The sequence below is a fragment of the Pseudomonas sp. RIT-562 genome (assembly GCF_026241895.1).
GTDB lineage: Bacteria > Pseudomonadota > Gammaproteobacteria > Pseudomonadales > Pseudomonadaceae > Aquipseudomonas > Aquipseudomonas mandelii_F.
This window is the reverse complement of sequence record NZ_JAPJIV010000002.1, coordinates 156,009-177,157: the sequence shown is the minus strand read 5'-3', so window position 1 is coordinate 177,157 and position 21,149 is coordinate 156,009. Positions and strand designations below refer to the sequence as shown.

Annotated in this window: 20 protein-coding genes; 7 read left to right on the top strand and 13 right to left on the bottom strand. The window is 58.4% G+C overall.

Features of this window, described 5'->3' with window-relative positions; translation table 11 throughout:
- The first annotated feature begins 10 nt into the window (after positions 1-10).
- From ORL50_RS03625 to ORL50_RS03610, 4 genes are all read left to right on the top strand, one after another.
- Positions 11-1,426, top strand: coding sequence for an amino acid permease (locus ORL50_RS03625; protein WP_266009881.1), 1,416 nt, complete (start codon positions 11-13; stop codon positions 1,424-1,426).
- Positions 1,427-1,554: 128 nt separating this feature from the next.
- Positions 1,555-2,880: an OprD family porin gene (locus ORL50_RS03620; RefSeq protein ID WP_266009880.1), complete on the top strand. Its 1,326-nt coding sequence runs from the start codon at positions 1,555-1,557 to the stop codon at positions 2,878-2,880.
- A 95-nt stretch (positions 2,881-2,975) separates the two neighbouring features.
- The gene (locus ORL50_RS03615) at positions 2,976-4,730 is read left to right on the top strand and encodes an LVIVD repeat-containing protein (protein WP_266009879.1); all 1,755 of its coding nucleotides are present in this window, start codon (positions 2,976-2,978) and stop codon (positions 4,728-4,730) included.
- A 104-nt stretch (positions 4,731-4,834) separates the two neighbouring features.
- Entirely contained in the window at positions 4,835-5,860 is a 1,026-nt protein-coding gene (locus tag ORL50_RS03610) for a porin (protein ID WP_266009878.1), read from the top strand.
- Positions 5,861-5,925: 65 nt separating this feature from the next.
- Here the strand turns inward: ORL50_RS03610 and ORL50_RS03605 are convergent, their stop codons facing one another.
- The 11 genes from ORL50_RS03605 to mutS form a co-directional block, all read right to left on the bottom strand.
- Positions 5,926-6,900, bottom strand: coding sequence for an amidohydrolase family protein (locus tag ORL50_RS03605; RefSeq protein WP_266009877.1), 975 nt, complete (start codon positions 6,898-6,900; stop codon positions 5,926-5,928).
- 8 nt (positions 6,901-6,908) lie between these two features.
- Positions 6,909-7,481, bottom strand: a complete 573-nt coding sequence (locus tag ORL50_RS03600) for a 3-hydroxyanthranilate 3,4-dioxygenase (protein ID WP_266009876.1) — start codon at positions 7,479-7,481, stop codon at positions 6,909-6,911.
- A gap of 10 nt (positions 7,482-7,491) precedes the next feature.
- On the bottom strand, positions 7,492-7,917 hold the full coding sequence (locus ORL50_RS03595; protein ID WP_266009875.1) for a RidA family protein: 426 nt from the start codon (positions 7,915-7,917) through the stop codon (positions 7,492-7,494).
- Positions 7,914-8,702 (bottom strand): 2-keto-4-pentenoate hydratase, encoded by a 789-nt coding sequence (locus tag ORL50_RS03590; RefSeq protein ID WP_266009874.1) that lies wholly within the window; start codon positions 8,700-8,702, stop codon positions 7,914-7,916. Before ORL50_RS03590 ends, ORL50_RS03595 begins: the two co-directional genes overlap by 4 nt.
- Positions 8,699-9,736, bottom strand: a complete 1,038-nt coding sequence (gene dmpG, locus ORL50_RS03585) for a 4-hydroxy-2-oxovalerate aldolase (RefSeq protein WP_266009873.1) — start codon at positions 9,734-9,736, stop codon at positions 8,699-8,701. Before dmpG ends, ORL50_RS03590 begins: the two co-directional genes overlap by 4 nt.
- Positions 9,733-10,686, bottom strand: coding sequence for an acetaldehyde dehydrogenase (acetylating) (locus tag ORL50_RS03580; RefSeq protein ID WP_266009872.1), 954 nt, complete (start codon positions 10,684-10,686; stop codon positions 9,733-9,735). The genes dmpG and ORL50_RS03580 overlap by 4 nt, the downstream gene beginning before the upstream one ends.
- Before the next feature lie 14 nt (positions 10,687-10,700).
- The gene (locus tag ORL50_RS03575) at positions 10,701-11,513 is read right to left on the bottom strand and encodes a fumarylacetoacetate hydrolase family protein (RefSeq protein WP_266009871.1); all 813 of its coding nucleotides are present in this window, start codon (positions 11,511-11,513) and stop codon (positions 10,701-10,703) included.
- Positions 11,514-11,530: 17 nt separating this feature from the next.
- On the bottom strand, positions 11,531-12,985 hold the full coding sequence (locus ORL50_RS03570) for a 2-hydroxymuconic semialdehyde dehydrogenase (RefSeq protein WP_266010594.1): 1,455 nt from the start codon (positions 12,983-12,985) through the stop codon (positions 11,531-11,533).
- 125 nt (positions 12,986-13,110) lie between these two features.
- Positions 13,111-14,079 carry a LysR family transcriptional regulator gene (locus tag ORL50_RS03565; protein WP_266009870.1) on the bottom strand — a complete coding sequence of 323 codons (969 nt, stop codon included), beginning with the start codon at positions 14,077-14,079 and terminating at the stop codon, positions 13,111-13,113.
- A 162-nt stretch (positions 14,080-14,241) separates the two neighbouring features.
- Entirely contained in the window at positions 14,242-14,565 is a 324-nt protein-coding gene (gene fdxA / locus ORL50_RS03560; protein ID WP_266009869.1) for a ferredoxin FdxA, read from the bottom strand.
- Between the two features lie 141 nt (positions 14,566-14,706).
- Positions 14,707-17,274, bottom strand: a complete 2,568-nt coding sequence (gene mutS / locus ORL50_RS03555; RefSeq protein WP_266010592.1) for a DNA mismatch repair protein MutS — start codon at positions 17,272-17,274, stop codon at positions 14,707-14,709.
- Between the two features lie 267 nt (positions 17,275-17,541).
- Between mutS and ORL50_RS03550 the strand changes: the two genes are divergently transcribed.
- The 3 genes from ORL50_RS03550 to ORL50_RS03540 are packed head-to-tail and all read left to right on the top strand — an operon-like array spanning position 17,542 to position 19,532.
- Positions 17,542-18,273, top strand: coding sequence for a hypothetical protein (locus tag ORL50_RS03550; protein ID WP_266009867.1), 732 nt, complete (start codon positions 17,542-17,544; stop codon positions 18,271-18,273).
- Between the two features lies 1 nt (position 18,274).
- Complete coding sequence (locus ORL50_RS03545; RefSeq protein WP_266009865.1) at positions 18,275-18,895, top strand: hypothetical protein; 621 nt, start codon at positions 18,275-18,277, stop codon at positions 18,893-18,895.
- Entirely contained in the window at positions 18,849-19,532 is a 684-nt protein-coding gene (locus ORL50_RS03540) for a hypothetical protein (protein WP_266009863.1), read from the top strand. The genes ORL50_RS03545 and ORL50_RS03540 overlap by 47 nt, the downstream gene beginning before the upstream one ends.
- Before the next feature lie 3 nt (positions 19,533-19,535).
- Here ORL50_RS03540 and ORL50_RS03535 read toward each other — a convergent pair whose 3' ends face one another.
- Together ORL50_RS03535 and xisR are read right to left on the bottom strand one after the other, a co-directional pair.
- Complete coding sequence (locus ORL50_RS03535) at positions 19,536-20,813, bottom strand: site-specific integrase (RefSeq protein WP_266009861.1); 1,278 nt, start codon at positions 20,811-20,813, stop codon at positions 19,536-19,538.
- Positions 20,780-20,977 (bottom strand): excisionase family protein, encoded by a 198-nt coding sequence (xisR, locus tag ORL50_RS03530; RefSeq protein ID WP_122588920.1) that lies wholly within the window; start codon positions 20,975-20,977, stop codon positions 20,780-20,782. The genes ORL50_RS03535 and xisR overlap by 34 nt, the downstream gene beginning before the upstream one ends.
- Between the last annotated feature and the right edge of the window lie 172 nt (positions 20,978-21,149).

The window sequence follows — 21,149 nt, the reverse complement described above, 5'->3', positions numbered from 1 at the left end:
CAATAGTGCAATGACAAAAACAACCAGCACCTTCGAACACTTGATAGACCGCGAAAAAGGCTTGAAGCAAAGCCTCACCAGCGGTCAGCTGTCGATGATCGCCATTGGTGGCGCCATCGGCACCGGGCTGTTTCTGGGCAGCGGTTTCGCCATTGGTTTTGCCGGCCCCAGTGTTCTGGTGAGCTATGGCATCGGCGCCCTGATTGCCTTGTTGTTGATGGGCTGCCTGGCGGAGATGACCGTGCGCCACCCAACCTCGGGATCGTTCGGATCTTTCGCCGAGTTCTACGTCGCCCCATGGTTTGGCTTCGCGATTCGCTATGCCTATTGGTCGTCGATCGTGTTTGCGGTCGGCACGGAAATCACCGCCGCTGCCATGTACATGAAGTACTGGTACCCGGACGTGCCCGGCGGTTACTGGATGGTCGCGTTTTCCATGGCGCTGATTGTCGCCAACGCATTCAGCGTCAAGGTGTTTGGTGCCATTGAATATGTGTTCTCGCTGATCAAGCTCTGCGCGATTGTGGTGTTCATTCTGTTGGGCGCCTACGTGGTATACGGTGCTCCTGCAGATACCAGCATCGGCTTTGCCAACTACACCAATGACCGAGGTTTTTTCCCCAACGGCTGGTGGGGGACTTGGGTGGCGGTGATCGTCGCGTTCTTCAGTTACCTCAGCATCGAGATGATCGCGGTGGCGGCCGGGGAGGCCAAGGATCCGCAGCGCGCGGTGACCCGTGCGTTCCGTATCACTGTGGTGCGCCTGGTGGTGTTTTATCTGCTGACCATCGCTCTGGTATTGGCGATTGTGCCTTGGGGCCAGAACAGCGGGGGTCAGAGCCCGTTCGTCACAGTCATGGCGGCGACCGGCGTGCCTTATGCGGGCGCGGTGTTTAACGCAGTCATTCTGATCGCGGCGCTGTCAGCGATGAACAGCCAGCTCTACATCACCACGCGATTGATGTTCAGTTTGTCGCGGGCCGGCCAGGCTCCTACATTGTTTGGTCGTCTGAACAGTAAAGGCGTGCCGTTGCCTGCGTTGTTGCTGTCATCGGTAGGGATCGGCCTGGCGACGCTGTTGTACCTGGCCTACCCGGAAAAAGCCTTCACCTTGATGATGTCCATCGCGATGTTCGGGGCCATGTTCACCTGGGCAGGTATATTCCTCACGCACCTGTTTTTCCGTCGCCGTCAGGCCGGGCAACCTTTGGCTTTCAAACTGTGGGGCTACCCGTGGACCAGCCTCGGCGGATTGCTGCTGATGCTCGCGGTGATGACGACCACCCTGTTCACCGAAGAGTTTGCCCCAACGCTGCTCTGCGGGGTGCCGTTCCTTGCGGTAATCCTGCTGATCTACTTCCTGCGTTTTCGGCAAAAGGCCCCCGTCCTGACGGACGCGCCCAAGCCTTTGCCACTGCGACGCTAAGTGGCTACGCCTGACCAGGGAGGTCGGGCACTTTTCTCCGGCTGATGCATCGACCGGGCACCTGCGTGCCCCGGCCGATTGCGCGCACCGATAAAACACCTTCGGCTCGCCTTACACATGGGGTTGTCATGAATCACACCAGAACCACTGTTCTGTTGTTGGCCAGCGCGTGCGCGTTGCCTTCGTTCGCGGCTCAGCTGACAGCACCTGGGCGCGGGTTCGTCCCGGACAGCGCAGTCGAGTTATTACTGCGCAATTCCTACTTCAACCGCAGCAAGGAAGAGGGGCGTCGCGATGCACGCGACTGGACCCAGGGCCTGCTCGGCCAATACACCTCCGGTTTTACCCAAGGCGATTTAGGCGTTGGCGTGGATGCGTTTGCGTATCTGGGTTTAAAACTGGATGCGCCCGCCGACAAATCCGGCACCGGTAATTTGCCGGTGCACGATGATGGGCAACCTGCAGATAATTATTCCAAGGCTGGTGCGGCGCTGAAGCTGCGTCTGTCCAACAGCATTCTGAAGTACGGCGAACAACGGCCGGAAACACCGGTGTTTGGCGTCAGCCATTTCCGTATCGTGCCGCAGACGGCCACTGGTTTGTCGCTGGTCAGTCGCGAGGTCGAGGGGCTCGAAGTACAAGCCGGGCATTTCACCTCTGGCACCAGCCCGGTCACTACCAACGCCGATGGCGACCTGTGGGCGGTGATGGCCGGCGTCACCACGCCAACTGCCGACTACTTGGGTGGCAGTTATCAACTGGCGCCGGGGCTGTCCATCAGCCTGTATGGCTCGCGTTTCGAAGACCTCTGGAACCAGTACTACGCCAATCTCGAAAGCCGCATCGATGTCGGTGCGGTGAATCAGTTCGGGCTCGGCCTGACGACCTACCGCACGCTCGACGAGGGTCAAGCCAGGGCCGGTGAGATCAATAACACCAGTGTCGGTCTGTCGACCTTCTGGCGCCACGGCGCGCACCGCTGGCTCCTGGGATTGCAGAAGATAGACGGTGACACCCCGTTCGATTACCTGGGCGTGGGTGACAAAGACCGCAATGGTCGCAACGGCAACGATCAGGGCGCCTCGATTCAGCTGCCGAACGCGGCGCAGTTTTCCGACTTCAACGGCCCGCAGGAAAAGTCCTGGCAAGTGCGCTACGACCTGTCCCTGGCGCCTTACGGCGTGCCTGGGCTGACCTTCATGAGTCGCTACGTGCGCGGGTGGGGCATCGATGGCAGTGGCATCGCAGCCACCGGCCCTTATTCCGGACGCTACGGCGGTCACGGCAAACATCACGAGACCAATCTGGAAGTCCGCTACGTGGTCCAGTCCGGGCCCGCCAAAGGCTTGAGCGTGCGCGCTCGCCAGGCCTGGCATCGGGCGAACAGCGACCAGGGCTCCGGCGACCTGGATGATTTCCGGCTGATCACTGATTACCCCATCGACATTTTGTAGGGCCGGTAAGCGCCACCGGCATGCGCTTTTTCAACTCAGCACAACCATTTGCAATGACCTTACTGCCCAACCGGGCACCACCCCTGGAGTGAACAATGAAAACAATGCGACTCCCCAACAAACCCCGTGCGCCGTTCCTCAAAAGCGCGCTGACCACCTGCGTAATGCTGGGGCTGTGGAGCAGCGTCTACGCGGACAGCTCGGCCCCGGTCAACATCACTGACCCGTTCGTCAAACAGCAGACCGCGTTGTCCGTGGACAAGACCCCACCCATGCCCGCCCCAGGCAGCTATGGCATGGACAAGGCGACAGGCAAATTCACCCACCCGGCGGCCACTCCATTCAGTCACGAGGGCGAGCCGTTTGCAGGGGAACTGGATTACTGGGATACCAAAAGCTACATCAAGAACATGACCGTCGAGGCGTATTACCCGATCACGGTCGAGCCGTTTCACACCTGGCAAAACATCGTCGACTTCGACGGCAAGCGTTACCTCTACCAGTACGTGCGCCGCAATCTCAAGGTGTTCGATATCACCCATCCCAAGGATGTAAAGCTGGTGTTCACCAAGGGGTCGACCTGGGGCCCGGACGGTCCGGGTGCGGAAGAAAACCCGTACGCCCCCGACGATATGTTCGGCGCGGCCACGGTTCAATGGAACAAGAAGCTGGGCAAAAACATCATGGTCCAGTCCTTCGAAGTACGGCGCTTTGGCGTGTTGAATGACAAATACCGCGAGCCGGACAAAGTTGAAGCCATCCGCAAGTCCAAGCACCTCAAGGGGTTCAAGGTCTACGAGATGAACGGTCCGCTACCGGCCGACTGGAAACTGATCGCCACCCGCACCACGGATATCGAGCATCCGGATGCGCCGATTGGCGAGCAGCAGGGCTCCGGCGTACGGGACATCCCTGCCTACTTCGGTGGCGATGTGATGTACGTGGCCGCAGCACCCAGCGACAAGTACGCACTCACCGAATACCCCAACGACCTGTACAACGCCGGTTACCAGTCCTGGGACATGTCGGACCCAGGCAACCCGAAACTATTGCAGATGCTCACCGTGCCAGGGCAAATCGTCGGCGACCCGCAGCACGAAGCCGTGTTCAAGGCCAACCCGCGTGCTGGCAACAGGGCTTCGTGGATGGGCGCACGCATGTCGCTGTTTATTCCGAAAACCGTCGAGCAGGGCGGTAAATATGGCTACGCCGCGATGGGCGGCATGGGCCTCTACGTAGTGGATATCACCCAGGCCGACAACATGAAAGTGGTCGGTCACCTGGAGTTTCCGGTCAGCGTGGCGGGTACTGAGGGCGACAACATCGACGTCTCTCAGGTTGAGAAAACCGGGATCATTTATTTCAGTGGCTACCCGCTGTCGGAAGATTGCTTCGAGGCCAAAAAGGACATTTTTGCGGTCAACGTCAGCAACCCGCAAAAGCCGTCCATCGAGTATGTGCTGCCGCGGCCGACGCCGCCGAAGGAGGCTGCGTTTACCGACTACTGCCAACGCAAAGGCAGCTTCGGGCCTAAACGCTCGGGTTACTACACCCAACCGGGTATCTCCCGTGAGGGCATCCTGCCGTACGCGTTCTACAACGCCGGGGTGCAGGTGTTCGATGTGCGCCAGCCCGGTAAACCGACTATTGGCGCGTACTTCGTGCCGCCGTTCGATACCAAGAATGTGGCGAGTTACGCCATGGGCAACCTGACCCACGGTACCTATACCGAGTACGACCGCAACTTGATCTGGGTCTTCACCAACCATGGCTTCTACGCATTGTCGACGCCGTTGCTGGGCAAGCCGAGTTTCGACGCCCCGGGCAAACCGTGGCCAGCCCGCGACTGAACACGCAGTGACTGACGACTCACCATAACAATAAATAAGAAAAGTCTGGAGGTGGCCTGGTGACAGGCCACCGACCAGCACTTTCGCAGTGTCCGGAGTTTTTCATGCGCAACCTATTGTTCGCCATTCCATTGATGAGTGGTGCTTGCTACGCCGAGTTCAAGGTGTCCGGGGTGGTCGACCTGACGTACGAAGTCGCCCATTCGGGAGGCGACACCGTTGATCGGTTGACGGGAGCGGGCCTGAGCGCCAACCGCATCCAGTTCAAGTGGACGCAGGAGGTGACCGATGACATCAAACTCAATGCTGTCTACGAAGCCATGTACAACCCTCATTCCGACGACTCGACCGGTAAACGCGAAGTCTATTACCAGGTGATTTCCGAGCGTTGGGGGACTCTCAGCGCCGGTCGCCAGGACACTCCCTCTGCCAACAGCTATGGCTACGCCGATCCGCTGTACGGCAACGACTACAGCCTGATCAACAACGTCCAGGTGTTTTACGCACCGTGGCGGGAGAACGATTCGCTGATGTACATCAGCCCGCGATACGCGGGTTATCAGTTTCGCGGCATGGCGACCCTGGGGGAAAACGACGGCAGCCGCGACGGCGTGGTCTATAGCACCAGCATCGATTATTGGGCGGACAGCCCGTGGTACTTCGCCGCCGCCGTGGACCGTAAATACCAGCGCAATCTGTGGGATAAACACACCATGGAGCAGGCCACCGACGCGTACTTCACTGTGGTCTACACCATGGGCACCACTGACCTGACAGCGGTCTATCACCGTTACGTCGGTTACTACGCCTATGCGCCCTGGGTGGATTTCGAGTCCAACGGAAGTGACCTGCAACTGGGCGTTCGGCACAACTTCTGGGACACCCAGAATATTGCGGTCAGTGTGGTCTACAAAGATGACCGCAAGAACCAGGCATTGAGCGACGCCAGTGGCATCAACCTGGCGTACATCTACAACTTCAACAAACAGACCGACCTCTACGCGGTGTATGGCTATGTCCACCACAACCGCGATTCGGAAGTGCGTTATCCGGTCAGCTGGAACCTGGAAAGCCCGCTGCGCAACGAAAACCCCGAAGGGTTGCAGATGGGTGTGCGCTACAAGTTTTGATAGATAGCTAAATGACAAAGCCCCGCTGCGATCGCTCGCAGCGGGGCTTTTTACCGCTGTAGTATTCAGAGCCCGAAGAACGCCTGGGCGTTGCTGCCCAGAATTCGCGCCTTGGTCGCGTCATCCAGTTCAGGGTGTTCGATGACACCGGCACCAATGCTTTGCTCGCCCAACGGGAACGGTGCGTCGGAGCCGAGCATCACCCGGTCGGCGCCCATCACGTCCACCAGCAATTTCAAAGAGCGCGGATCGAACACGGCGGAGTCGACGAAGAAACGTTTGACGTAGCTCGACGGCAGGTTTGGGCAGTCTTCACGGACGATGTCGCGGTGCAGCCAGGCGTTGTCCACGCGCCCGAGCAGAAAGGCAAACCCACCACCGCCGTGGGCAAAACACAAGCGCAGCGATGGCGGAATGCGTTCGAAGGCGCCAGACAGGATCAACGACAAAATGCCCAGCTGGGTTTCCGCCGGCATCGCCACCAGCCACGGCAGCATCCACTTGCGCATGCGCTCGCCACCCATCATGTCCCAGGGGTGCACCAGCACCGGAATGTCGTCCTGCGCACAGTGGGTGAAAAACGTGACCAGGCCTTCATGGTCGAGGTCAAGATTGCCCACGTGGTTGCCGATTTGTACACCCACGTGGCCGGCAGCCTTGGCGCGGCTTGCTTCGCGGCAGGCGGCGTCGATGTCCTGTAATGGCACCTGAGCCAGGACTTTGAGGCGCTTCGGCGACACGGCGGTCATTTCCAATGCACGGTCGTTCATCAATTGCGCCCAGGGCAGGGCACGTTCGATGGGCGCGTCGTAGGCGAACATCACCGGCGTGGCGCACATCACCTGCACGTCCAGGCCCTGCTCGTCGAGGTGTTCTATCCGCCGGTTCATGTCCCACAACACGTCGTGTACTGGGCGAAACGGTTTGTCGCCGACCATGATCTGGCCGGTGCGCCCACTGGCGTGCAGCCACGGGCCACGATCGCGGCTCAGGCGGGCGGCTTCGGCCTGGCTGATGGTGGGGAAAAAATGCGAATGCATGTCGATTTTCATGGGCGTTTGACTGCCTCCAGAGTTCGGTGCCAAGTCTGCCAGTCACGCCCGGGATGGATTTCCCCGCAGCCGTTACAGCGTCGTTCGGCTTCGCTGGTGGCATAAAACTGTTCATAGACTGGCGGCAGGTCGTTGACGATGCTCTGCAGCTGCAGCTCATAGCGTCTGACCAGCGTGCCGCAATGCGCGCATGACCACTGCAGGGCGTCGAACTGGCCTGGAGGCCGGGCTTTTTCGATCACCAGGCACAGGCTGCCCGGCTCTGGGCGCTGTGGTGAATGAATTACATGGGGGGCCATCAGGTACATGTCGCCCTCGCGCAAATCGATGCGCTCGTATTGACCACGGTCCCAGATGTTCAGGTACGCGTTGCCTTTGAACTGGTAGAAGAATTCCTCCACCGGATCGTCGTGAAAGTCGGTGCGCTGGTTAGGACCGCCGACCACCGTGACCATGGTGTCGCTGTCTTTCCACAACTGCCGATTGCCTACCGGCGGCTTGAGCAGGTGTGCGTGTTCCTCGATCCAGCGATTGAAGTTCAGGGGTGGACTGAAGTGATGCTTGTCCATTGAGTCGTCCTTAAGCGTTGAGGGGGGCGTAGGCCACGGCTTTGATTTCGATACGTAAATGCGGATGGGGTAATTGGTGCACGGCCACGGTGGTGCGGGTGGGTCCGGTTTCGTCGAAGTACTGCGCGTAAACCTGGTTGTAACCGTCGAAATCGTTCATGTCGACGAGAAAGCTGCTGATCTCAACCAGGTCGGCAAGGCCTGCACCTTCGCTGTTGAGAATGTCGCGGATGTTCTCGATCACCGCCCGGGTTTGCGCGCCGATGTCCAGGCGCGTGGTGCCCATGGCGTCGACTTCAACGCCTTCAAAACTGTTATCGGGACGGCGTGAGCTGGTACCCGACACGTAGAGGAAATCACCGGCGCGGCGGATGTGAGGAAAGCGTCCGCGGGGTGTGGCTTTGCCGGGCACGACGGTGGCTCGGGTGCTGCTCATTGCATCTCTCCTTGCTGCGCTGCAGTGCTGAAACCGCACTCGCCGAAACCGGCAATTTCCACGCTGACATGCGCGCCCGGGAACAATGCTTCTGCTGCCGTCGCGGCGCCGGCCATGATCAGGCTGCCGGCGGGCAGGGCGATTTGCGCCTTGGCCAACAACTGCGAAGCCTGTACCAGAGTGCGCAGCGGATGCCCAAGGATCGCGGCGGTGGAACCGGCCTGGACCACACGGCCATTGACGCGCATCAGCACCCCGGCGTTGGCCAAGTTGGCGAAGTCTCTGGACCAGGCGCCGACCACCAGGCCGGCTGACGAACAGTTGTCGGCCACAACGTCTTCGAGGCTGAACTTGAACGCCTGATAACGTGAGTCGATGATCTCGATCGCAGGCGCCACGGCTTCCAGGTAATCGACCGCATCCAGCGCGGTCAGCGGTCGGTCGATCGTGCGCTTGGTGAGAAAGCACACCTCGGGTTCGGCCCTTGGATGGATGAAGCGTTGCAGGTCGACGATGCCGCCTTCTTCTTCAAGCATCGCATCGGTGAGCCAGCCCCAGATCAGGCTGTCGACACCCATCTGGATCATCTTCGCGCGGCTGGTGAAGCCCAGCTTGAGGCCGATCGTACGTTCGCCTGCCTCGTAGCGATGGCGCATCGAAGCACGTTGGATCAGGTAGGCGTCGTCGAGGCTGAATGGGCTGTGGGTGCTGAACTGGGTGACTGGCTCGGCTTTGCGTGCGGCCTGATCCAGCGCGTTGGCGATGTAGGCAATGTCGGTGCTCATGGGCGTTGCTCCTTGCGCGAATTCAATAGGTCCAGTGCGACGTCGACGATCATGTCTTCCTGTCCGCCGACCATGCGCCGCTTGCCTAGCTCGACGAGAATATCCACGGCTTTGATGCCGTATTTGTGCGCGGCTACTTCGGCGTGGCGCAGGAAGCTCGAGTAGACGCCGGCGTAGCCGAGGGCCAGGGTTTCGCGGTCGACTCGCACCGGACGGTCCTGCAGCGGGCGCACGATATCGTCGGCGGCGTCCATCAAGGTGTAGAGGTCAGTGCCGTGGTCCCAGCCCAGACGCTCGGCAGCGGCAATGAATACTTCCAGCGGCGCATTACCTGCGCCGGCACCCATGCCAGCGAGGCTCGCGTCGATGCGATCACAGCCTTCCTCAACGGCGACAATAGAGTTGGCCACGCCCAGGCTCAGGTTGTGGTGGGCATGGATGCCGGTCTGGGTCTGCGGCTTGAGCACGGCTTTGATCGCCTGGAACCGCTCGCGGATATCCTGCATGCCCATCGCACCGCCGGAGTCGACCACGTAAATGCACGTAGCGCCGTAGCTCTCCATCAGCAGCGCCTGCGCAGCCAATTGTTGTGGGCTGATCATGTGGCTCATCATCAGGAAACCGACGGTATCCATGCCCAGCGTGCGGGCGTATTCGATGTGCTGGCGCGATACGTCGGCTTCGGTGCAATGGGTGGCCACGCGAACGATCCGGGCCCCGGCCATGTAGGCGTTTTTCAGGTCGTGCAGGGTGCCGATGCCGGGCAGCAGCAGCGTCGCGACTTTGGCGTGAGTCAGCACATCACTGACGGCTTCGATCCACTCCAGATCGGTATGGGCGCCGAAGCCATAATTGAAACTTGAACCTTGCAGGCCGTCGCCATGTGCGACCTCAATCGAATCGACTCGCGCCTGATCCAGCGCGCGGGCGATGGCCTGCACCTGGCTCAAGGAATACTGGTGACGGATTGCATGCATGCCGTCGCGCAGCGTGACGTCAGAAATGTAGAGTTTTTTCCCAGGGTTGAAAGTCATTGCGAAACTCCTCGGGCGCCCAGCATCGACTGCGCCATGCGCTCGGCGGTGGCCAATGCAGCGGAAGTCATGATGTCGAGGTTGCCGGCGTAGGCGGGCAGATAGTGAGCGGCGCCCTCAACTTCGAGGAACACCGAAGTCTTCAGTCCGCTGAAAGTGCCATGTCCGGGAATCAGGAGGGGAGCGCTGGCGCTGATGACGTCGAATTGCACGTGTTGCTTGAGCCGATAACCCGGCACGTAGGCTTGCACTGCCTGAACCATTTCTTCGATAGATGCCTCGATGATGGCCTGATCGACATCTTCGGACAGCACATACACGGTGTCGCGCATGATCAGCGGCGGCTCTGCCGGGTTCATCACGATGATCGCCTTGCCCTTGGCGGCGCCACCGATTACCTCAATTGCGCGCGAGGTGGTTTCGGTGAATTCGTCGATGTTTGCGCGGGTGCCAGGGCCGGCGGATTTACTGGCAATCGAGGCGATAATCTCGGCGTAATGCACTTTGGCGACGCGCGATACGGCGGCCACCATCGGGATAGTCGCCTGGCCGCCGCAAGTGACCATGTTGACGTTGAGCTGATCCAGATTGTGTTCCAGGTTCACCACCGGCACGCAGTACGGTCCGATCCCCGCCGGGGTCAGGTCAATCAGGCGGATGCCGGGTTTTGCATCGCGCAACAAGGCCGCGTTGTACACATGGGCAGTGGCCGAGGTGGCGTCGAAGACGAAGTCGATGTCGGCAAACTGCTGCATCTCTATCAAGCCTTCGACGCCATTGTGGGTAGTCGCCACGCCCATGCGCCGGGCGCGGGCCAGGCCGTCGGAATGCTCGTCGATGCCGACCATTACCGCCATGTGCAAATGCCGGGCGTTGCGCAAGACCTTGATCATCAGGTCGGTGCCAATGTTGCCCGAGCCGACGATGGCAATATTCAGTTTCTGGTTCATGCTGGGTTCCCCGATCACGATTGCAGGTCGAAGGTAGCAGTGACGCTGCCCAGCCCCTGGATATGTGCGGTAAACACGTCGCCTGGCCGCGCCGCGACCATTGGCCCGAGGGCGCCAGTCAGCAGAATGTCGCCGGCGCGTAATGGTGTACCGAGGCGCGCCATGGTGTCGGCCAGCCACACGGCGGCGTTCAACGGGTTACCCAGGCAGGCGGCACCGGCGCCAACCGACACCGGCTCGCCGCCCCGGGTCATGCTCATGCCACAGCGCACCAGATCCAGCTGTGATAGCTGCACCGGACGGCTGCCAAGAACGAACAGGCCTGAGGAGGCGTTATCGGCAATGGTGTCGACCAGACGGATGTCCCACTGGGCGATTCGGCTGCCTACCACTTCGATGGCCGGCAGGGCGAACGCGGTTGCGCGGATCAGATCGGCGAGGGTGTGGTGTTCGTGGCACAGGTCGTGTTCCAGCACCAAGGCAATTTCCGCCTCGACCTTTGGTTGTTGGGTGTCGAGCCAGGTAATCGGCTGATCGTCGCCACGGGCCATGCTGGCGAACAGTTGGCCGAAGTCCGGTTGATCAACTCCCAGCTGTTGCTGGACGGCGCGCGAAGTCAGGCCGATTTTGCGCCCCACCGGACGCTGGCCGGCTTCAATGGCCGCGCTGTTGTTGTACTGCTGCACGGCGTAGGCGAGGGCGACCGGGTCGGCGCAAGGGTCGGCGGCGAGGGCGCTGGCGATCAGTTCGCGAACTGGCGCGCACGGTTGCCCGCCGCGTTCGGCCTGGCGCAGCCGACTGGCCGCTTCAATAAGAGCTGCATGCATGGGCGAAACTCCAAGGCTCAAGGGTTGACGCAGATGGTGGTGATTTGCGAGTAGAAATCCAGGGAGTGGCGGCCGCCTTCACGTCCCAGGCCCGACAGGCGCGTGCCGCCGAACGGAGTGCGCAAGTCGCGCAGGAACCAGGTATTGACCCAGACCATGCCGACCTCGAAGCGCCGTGAAACCTTGTGAGCACGCTTCAAGTCGCGGGTCCACAGGGCAGTTGCCAGGCCGTAAGCCGAGTCGTTGACGCGTTGCACGACCTCGTCGTCCGTATCGAACGGGGCGATGTGGCAAACCGGGCCGAACACCTCTTCGCGCACGCATCGCGCGTCGTCGTTGAGGCCAGTCCAGATGGTCGGTTGCACGTAGGCGCCGTTGTCGCGCGCATCGTCAAAGCGCGGCACGCCGCCGCCGGTGACCACTGTTGCGCCTTCGCTGCGGGCCAGTTCGAAGTAACTCAACACCTTGTCGCGATGCTTGTGGGAAATCAGCGAACCCATGTTCACGTCATGTTCATCGGGGTAGCCGATTTTCAACGCTTCGGCGCCGGTTTTCATCGCCGCAACGAAGCGCTCAAAGATGGGCCGCTCGACATACACCCGTTCCGAGCACAGGCATACCTGGCCGGAATTGGTGAAGCTGGACCGTAGAACGCCGGCCACCGCCGCATCGAAATCGCAGTCGGCGAACACCACGGCTGCGTTCTTGCCGCCCAGTTCGAAAGACACATCCCGTACACCTTCAGCAGCGACCTTCATGATGGTTTCGCCGGTGCGCGACTCGCCGGTGAAGGTGATGGCATCCACATCCCGGTTACGCGTCAGGAATTCGCCGGCCGACCCCGGCCCGAAACCGTGCACCAGGTTGAACACGCCAGCGGGCAAGCCAACTTCGTGCATTACCTCGGCGAGCAGCGTAGCTGTGGAGGGCGAGTCTTCCGACGGTTTGATCACCACGCAATTACCACACGCCAGCGCCGGGGCAACTTTCCAGGTCAACAGCAGCATCGGCAGGTTCCATGGCGAGATGATCGCCACGACGCCGTGGGGCTTGCGCACCGAGTAACTGAACACGTCATTGCCATCGGCGGCGCGCATCTCGAAACACTCACTCCCAGCCTGATTGATCAGCTCGGCGAAGGTGCGGAAGTTGTGAATTCCGCGGGCGATATCCAGGGTGCGCGCCTGTTGTACCGGGCGCCCGGTATCGGCAACTTCGGCGGCGACAAACTCTTCAAAACGACGTTCGATGGCGTCGGCGATACGGTGCAATACTTCGGCGCGCTGACTGCCGCTGTAGTCACCCCAAGGTCCGTGCTGCGCGGCTTTGGCCGCCGCTACAGCGCGGTCGACCAGCGCTTTGTCGGCTTCACAGACATGGCTGAGTGTCCGACCATCGATGGGCGAAATATTGGGGAAGGTCTGCTCGCAAGCGACAAACTCGCCCGAGACGTAATTACGCAGCAACTGCAAGGGTGCAGACACATCAACCTCCGGAAAACATGGGTAGTCGGAGGGAGTGTAGGGAGAGTAGATATTAGTGAATAATAAAAATGTTTGGCCTTGATATTTCTAAATGGAATACCTGAAGTGGCATCTCAAATGGCCGGTGGCTGGCGCTCATCAGACTCGCAACGGGCCTGATTCAGGCACTCGCGAAATAACCGTGCTGCTGGGCCTAACGCCCGCGTGTTGGAGAAGAAACAACCAATATCGCCAAACTGCAATGGTTCACCCAGGTCGAACGCCTTGAGCAAACCGGCGCTGACGAATTGTTGCGAAGCCTCGAACGGCATCAGCGCGACAGTTTGTTGATCTTGCATCAGGGTGATGTTGGTGAGGATAGACAGCGACTCGACCACGTTACCCGGCGTCGCCAGTTCGGCTTCGGCGAACAACTTGTCTGCGGTACGCCGCAGCAGTGAATCGCGAGTCGGCAGCACCCACGGATACTCGTGCAAGTCCGCCAGGCTGACGGGCGAGCGCTCGTGCAGTGGATGGCTGGCGCCGGCCACCACACTCAACTCTTCGGCATACAGCACTTCAACATCGAGCATCGGTGACTCGTTGCGCCAGCGCCAATCGTCAGGCACCCGGCCCACCACCAGATCGACTTCCCCTACCGCCAGTGCCGGAAACAACTGGTCCATCTGCCCCACCCGCAACGACACCAGCACACCGGGCGCCTGTTGTTTGAGCAGCTGCATGGCCCTGGGCAGCAGGGAGGTTGAAGCGGAAATCAGAGTGCCCACCATGACATGCCCGGACGTACCTTCCTGAAAGGCATTGACCTCGTCCGTCAGTGAACGCAACTCCGCCAGCAACGACTTGGCCCGCCGCACCACTAGTTCACCCAGTTCTGTGGCCGTCACCCCGCGATTGCCACGAATCAGCAACGGCGCATCGAAGTACGATTCCAGCTCGTGAATGATCTTCGTCACCGCGGGTTGAGTCAGGTTGAGCGCATGGGCGGCACGCACCAGTGAGCCGCTCTGCAGCACCTGATCAAACACTACCAATTGGTAAAACTTGAGTTTTCGCGCAACGGAGATCGTGGTGAACTTCATGCCGGGCCTCTAGTTACGCTTTGGGGGCGTCACTGGTATCAAATCGTCAGGCAGCTTGCAACTGCTGAAGCGGTGGACTGGTCTGTGGGAGCAAGCTTTGCTCCCACAGACCGCAGAAAAGCAAAAAGGCCCACAAGGGGCCTTTTCGGGAACGCGATCAGATCAGCGTTCGAGGTGTTCGATCTTGCCTGGCTTGCCATCCCATGCCGCAGAATCCGGTAGTGGATCCTTGCGTTCGGTGATGTTCGGCCAGACTTCGGCCAATTCCATGTTCAGCTGGATGAAGTTTTCCATGCCGGCCGGAACTTCATCTTCGGAGAAGATGGCCACAGCAGGGCACTCTGGTTCGCACAGCGCGCAGTCGATGCACTCATCCGGGTGAATCACCAGGAAATTCGGGCCTTCGTAAAAGCAGTCCACCGGACAGACTTCTACGCAGTCGGTGTACTTGCACTTGATGCAGTTGTCGGTGACGACGAAGGTCATTTCTAATTTTCTCCTCAGGCGGCGGCAGCGGAGCCCCTTCACGTTGGGGTCGCCAGGTTCGGGAGCGATAGTCTGCAGGCCAGGCTGTAGCCTGCAGCATCCCAAACCGCGCGAGATTCTAACAGCTTGCAAGCAAGTGCGTTAGATCCGTGTCTTTAGTGCATAGAGCATTTCGAGAGCCTTGCGGGGCGTCAGGTCATCCAGATCGAGTTTGGCCAGTTCATCCAGCACCGGGTGCGGGAGGCTGGCGAACATGTCGCTCTGCAGCGGTGCGGCCGGTTTGCCTTTGACGGGCTTAGGGGCTTCGTGGGGCAAGGCCGTGGCTTCCAGGCGGCCAAGGTGCTCGCGGGCACGCAGGATCACTTCGCTGGGTACACCGGCCAATTGCGCCACGGCCAGGCCATAACTCTGGCTGGCAGGCCCTGGCAGCACGTGGTGCAGGAACACGATGCGTTCGTTGTGTTCGGTAGCGTTGAGGTGGACGTTGGCGACCAGGGGCTGGGCTTCCGGCAGGACCGTCAGCTCGAAATAGTGCGTGGCGAACAGGGTGTAGGCACGCAGGAACGCCAGACGCTCGGCTGCAGCCCAGGCCAGTGACAAGCCGTCGAACGTGCTGGTGCCGCGGCCAACTTCGTCCATCAGTACCAGGCTGCGCTCGGTGGCGTTGTGCAGAATGTTCGCGGTTTCGCTCATCTCGACCATGAAGGTCGAACGGCCGCCGGCCAGGTCGTCGCTGGAGCCGATCCGCGTAAAGATGCGGTCGACCAGCGACAGCTCGCAACTGGCCGCCGGAACGAAACTGCCGATGTGTGCCAGCAACACGATCAAGGCGGTCTGGCGCATGTAGGTGGATTTACCGCCCATGTTCGGACCGGTGATTACCAGCATGCGGGTGCTGTCGTCCAGGCTCAGGTCGTTGGCCACGAACGGTGTGGTCAGCACTTGCTCGACCACCGGGTGGCGGCCCTGGCTGATGCGCATGCATGGTTCGTCGACGAAGCGTGGGCAATTCAGGTCCAGGTTCAACGCGCGCTCGGCGAGGTTGCTCAGCACGTCCAGCTCGGCCAGTGCCGCAGCGGTATCCTGCAACGGTGGCAGCTGCGCTATCAGGTCTTCGAGCAATGCCTCGTACAGCATCTTCTCGCGGGCCAGGGCGCGGCTCTTGGCCGACAGCGCCTTGTCTTCGAAAGCCTTGAGTTCCGGAGTGATAAAACGCTCGGCGCCCTTGAGGGTCTGGCGTCGTATGTAATCCGCTGGCGCTGATTCAGCCTGCTTGCTCGGCAATTCGATGAAATAGCCGTGAATGCGGTTGTAGCCGACCTTCAAGTGCGACAGGCCAGTGCGGGCCTTTTCTCGCGCTTCCAGGTCGATCAGGAATTGCCCGGCGTTCTCGCTCAGGGACTGCAGCTCATCGAGCTCGCTGTCGTAGCCGGTTTTCAACACACCGCCGTCGCGGATAACCGCAGGCGGGTTGTCGATGATGGCTTTTTCCAGCAATGCCGCCAGCTCCGGGTAGGTGCTGGTGGTTGCGGCCAGTTGAATGATGTGTGGCGCTTCCAACTCGGCCATCGCTACCTGCAGTTGCGGCAGCGCACCGAGCGCGTCACGCAGGCGGGCGAGGTCCCGCGGACGGGCGTTGCGCAGGCCGATCCGCGCGAGAATGCGTTCGATGTCGCCGATTTCCTTGAGCTGCGGTTGCAGCTGTTCGAATCGATAGGCATCGAGCAGGCAGGTGATGGAAGTCTGGCGCGCCAACAGCACATTAAGATCGCGCAACGGTCGGTTCAGCCAGCGAGTCAGCAGGCGGCTGCCCATGGCGGTCTGGCAGCGGTCGACCACCGATTGCAAAGTGTTGTCGCGGCCACCGGCCAGGTTGGTGTCCAGCTCCAGGTTGCGCCGACTGGCGCCATCCAGCACCACCGTGTCGTCCAGGCGCTCGTGGCGCAGGCTGCGCAAATGCGGCAGGGCAGTGCGCTGGGTTTCCTTGGCATAACTCAGCAGGCAGCCGGCCGCGCCGATCGCCAGGGTCAGGTTCTCGCAACCGAAGCCTTTCAGGTCCTGGGTGGAAAACTGCTGACACAGACTTTTCAGTGCCGAATCACGCTCGAAATCCCACGGCGCACGGCGACGAACCCCGCGGCGCTTTTCCGCCGGCAGATCCTTCGGCCAGTCGTCCGGGATCATCAGCTCCACCGGATTGACCCGCTCCAGCTCGGCCAGCAGGTTTTCCCAGCCTTTGATTTCCAGCACCGTGAAGTTGCCGCTGGTGATATCCAGCACGGCCAGGCCGAACAGGCGCTCGTCGCCCAGCACCGCCGCGATCAGGTTGTCGCGGCGCTCATCCAGCAGCGCCTCGTCGCTGACCGTACCCGGCGTGATGATCCGCACCACCTGGCGATCGACTGGGCCTTTGCTGGTCGCTGGGTCACCGACCTGCTCGCAGATCACCACCGATTCGCCCAGCTTCACCAGCTTCGCCAGGTAACCCTCCGCCGCATGGTAAGGAATCCCGCACATGGGGATCGCCTGTCCGGCAGATTGCCCGCGCGCGGTCAGGGTGATGTCCAGCAATTTGGCGGCCTTCTTCGCATCTTCGTAGAAGATCTCGTAGAAATCGCCCATGCGATAGAACATCAGCTGGTCGGGATGCTGGTTTTTCAGGCGCCAGTACTGCTGCATCATCGGCGTGTGGGAGGACAGATCAGAAATAGCTTTATTCATCAGGTACTTAAGTTTGCTCGGTTGAAAGCATGGGGCAAAAATGGGGCTTATTGCTTACTATATCTGATGGAAGATCCCATTGGCGCGAGCATCGAGATTGATCGGCTTTCAATCTGATCGGTGAGCAGGAGCCAAAAGTGATGTTCCTATGCAAAATCTTGCACGTTTAGCTACACTCGCCCGTTAGGTGTCATCACCTATGAAATGGTGTTAACAAATACCGTAAAGCGTCGACCATCGAATCCAGTGAATCCTATGACTCAAAGTCTTGATTGGCAAACCGAATCCCTTAGATTCACCTTTTTAGGGTGCCCTGATACCTCCGCGAATTTGATCACGTGGTCGGCAATCACTGGTCGGGATGCCGATTCGATCACGACGAAAAAAGCCTTAGGAACTCGAAACGAAGAGGGCGTGTGGGAAGGTAGCCATCTCGTCGTTGCCGTTCAACAAGGACGGATTGACGTAACTATGAGTCCAGCGGCACCTGAAGTGAACCTTGCAGCGCCAGAGTTTCCTTCTATGGGGAGCTTGGTGTGTGTTGCTGATCGTCTTCGAGATAGTCTAGTAAAAATGCGGTTTCCGAAGTCTGCGAGACTCGCTGTTGGCGCAAAGGTAAATTCGTTTACTCAGAGCTCGTCCGATACTCTCGAAATGATGAAAAAATCTTTACCATTCTTGGATGTTGAAAAAACATGTATTGATGTGGTTTTTCAGCAAAACAAACCAAAGAAAATGCGACCGTCAGGCATTGAGATTAATAGGATTTGTAAGTGGACGCAGTTAACTATGCACTTTCTTCAGTTTATGCCGGCTGAAGGGCAGATCATTACTAATGATAATAGCGCAGAGGTTAAGTATGCACTTCAGCTTGATCTGGATCTTAATACTGCAATGACCGCTCAATTACCGCATCAGGACTCTTACGGAAAAATAGTTGAAGGTCTTTTTGCGGAGCTGAAGAACACCTTGGCTGAGGTAAGTTGATATGGATTATCAAGTTGATCATAGTTCGTTTAGCACTGATAGATGCTATGCGCATATCGTTGCAGTAGGTGCTAACAATCAACCGTGGCTGGATCAATTTGGCTTTTCCTCAAGTTCCATAGATGCTGTTCCGACGCTGCGCCGATGGAAAGGGGCGAAAAATGCTTCGATTGCAACTACGGATGCTCCAAGTGCGAGTCGTGCCACACAGATTGTTTCGCCAGTCAAGGTGAAGAAAAAGGTTTCGCCTTCCACTAATGACGAAACAAAAGTTCGTCTTGTGAGTGAGCGTCTTGAATATATCTACTGGAATGACGCTGCAGCGCTGATAGATTCAAGTCAAAGTCGGACTGCATTGCGCGGCGTAGTTGACGCTGTAGAAGACTTGGTAGATGTAGGTGACTATCTGACATTAGATAACTTATTAGCTGGAGTTGATCCGAAACGGCTACGACCTATAACTAACGTAGCTTTTTTAAGGTCGTCATTTCAGGCGAAAGATAAGTTGTCGAACTGGAAATTATTGTATCAGGTGGTCTATGCGCATCTCGCGAATTCTGGGCAGGATCCAACCCGTGCTTTGCGGGGTCTGTCCGCATCTCGCATTTCGAACTTTGCCTGACAGTTCTTTCTTCGGAAGTGTCAAAGTTTTTGGTGTGGCATTTAGGGAGTTCGCACCAGGTTGGAATCATGCTGCTATTGTTTTCACTGATATCGGTTCTACTGACTTGAGGTTGCTCCACTTGGGAGGTAACTACGATTTTCGTAATGACCTCCTCGAACCTGAATATCTGTTGGTGCCGTGTGATGATTTCTCTTCTGATGAGTTGGATTTATTGGCAGAGTTAGCTCAGCGCATGTGGAAGCAAACTGGTACGAAGATACCTTACAATTTCGATTACGACGGTTCTGAATCGTTCGATATTGATCTGGCATTTATGGCGGATGGTGGCCGGGGGCTCACCTGTGCGACGTTTGTGTTGGCTTTTTTTCACCTGTATGGGCTCGCCATAGTAGATGTAGGCACCTGGAAGTTTAGGCCTGAGGATTTGAAGTGGCAGAAACGCATATTTGAGATCTTTGAAAAGGAACTTAGCGTAGAACATGCAGCCAGGATGAAAGCAAATATTGGTTCCGCTGCACGATTTCGTCCTGAGGAAGTTATAGGTTCTGTAAGTCGATTTGCAGGAGTGCCGCTTCATTTTGAGCGAGCTCGAGTTGTTGGAAAAGAATTCTTGCATGAAGTCCATGGTTTGTAGGCTTTAAACAGTGTGCCTGCTGGCAGTGACATCCTTCTGTAGCACTGAGCTGGAGAGTTGATTCCATATTCTTTCCAGTTCAGCTGTCGACTCATCGTCCATCCATTTAGCGTAGACATCCACGAGCATAGTAAAATCTTTGTGTCCCATTTGTTTTGCGATAAAAGCCAAATTTCCACGTGCGGTTAGACACCAACAAGCATAAGTATGCCTACTTTGGTAAGCACGGCGAGGCCGGATCCCCGCTCTTTTTTGTATGGCCGCCCACTTTGTATTCCATGATGTTGGGATAAACCACGGGTTGATGATTTTTTTCCGAGCTTGTGTTGTTGGGGACAATAGAGGTGTTACCGTTTCGAGGCGACTTTCGTGACGATTCATATAGACTTTGATCGTATGTGGTAAGTGGTCGGCGACCAGTCCCATCAGTATTTTGCAGGCATCAACAGCCGGTGGCATCAAGAGGACCACGCGAGGCTTTCCAGTCTTGGGGACTTTGAAAGAGCCGTCCGCAGTGATTGCCCTGGTGAGGTTAATTTGACCCGCAGTGAGGTCGATGTCTTCAACTGCTAAGGCGCACAGCTCGCCCGGACGAATGCCCGTGTAAACCGCAAGAGTAATGGCCGCCGAGTCTTGTGGATGGAGGCAGCCTTTGCTGAGAAGCTGTTCGAATTCTTTCTTAGTCAGCGGATCTGGTTCGCGCCCTATCATCGCGAATCGGATACACGCCGCAGACAACCCTTCGCGGCAATAGCCATTCATCTCGCACCAAGTCAAAAAACCCGCGAATGTAGCTAGATAATGATTCGCAGTCGACGGTGCTCTTGTGGAGATCAGTTGCGTCCTGAGCAACTGAATATCCTCGGGCAGAAGTATTCCCGCCAAACGGTCCGGACCAATGAGTTCGGTACAGATATCCAATGCATAACGGTATTTTTCTTCGGTCATAGGAGTTATGTCGACGGCCTTCAATGGTTTATAGCGGGCCATGAGTGCTGCCAACCGTTCGTCCTTAACGTTGCTGTAAGCCGTCGCATTCTTCGAACCTGGAAAGTGACGGCTGTAATCAAAACGGCCCGTCTTGATTTCATGAGTGATTGCGGCCCTGAGTAGGGCAGCATGTTTAATGTTGGCCTTTGTAACCGGAAGGCCAAGGGACTCACGGCACCGAATTCGCCGCCACATAAATACGATCCGTATATTCCCGCCGTGCAACTCGATGCCTTTGTGTTTCGCCAGCTCGGCTTCTAAGCCGCTTGCTGCGGCGCGCTCTCGGCCCATTTGTCGTACTCCGTCATGTTGATTGCAATGCGGCCGTCTGGAGTTTTGCGCCAGATGCGACCTTGGGCCCAGGTTCCGTTCTTCACTTTATGGCGAATGGCGTCTTCGCTATAACCAGTGAGTTCGGATGCACGGTTGATCATTACCCAGCGTGGAAGGCTCATTGGCGATGCTCCCCTTGGCGCCGTGCGATGCCTTCTGCCTGGCGCTGTTTGCTGCATGCTTGATGGTTGCCATGTGCCCGCGACTTGTTGCACTTGTCGCAGATGGTTTGTAAATCGAGAGGCGGCATTTGCCCGCGACGAATTCGGACTGTTCGGCGAAGGGCGGTCATGG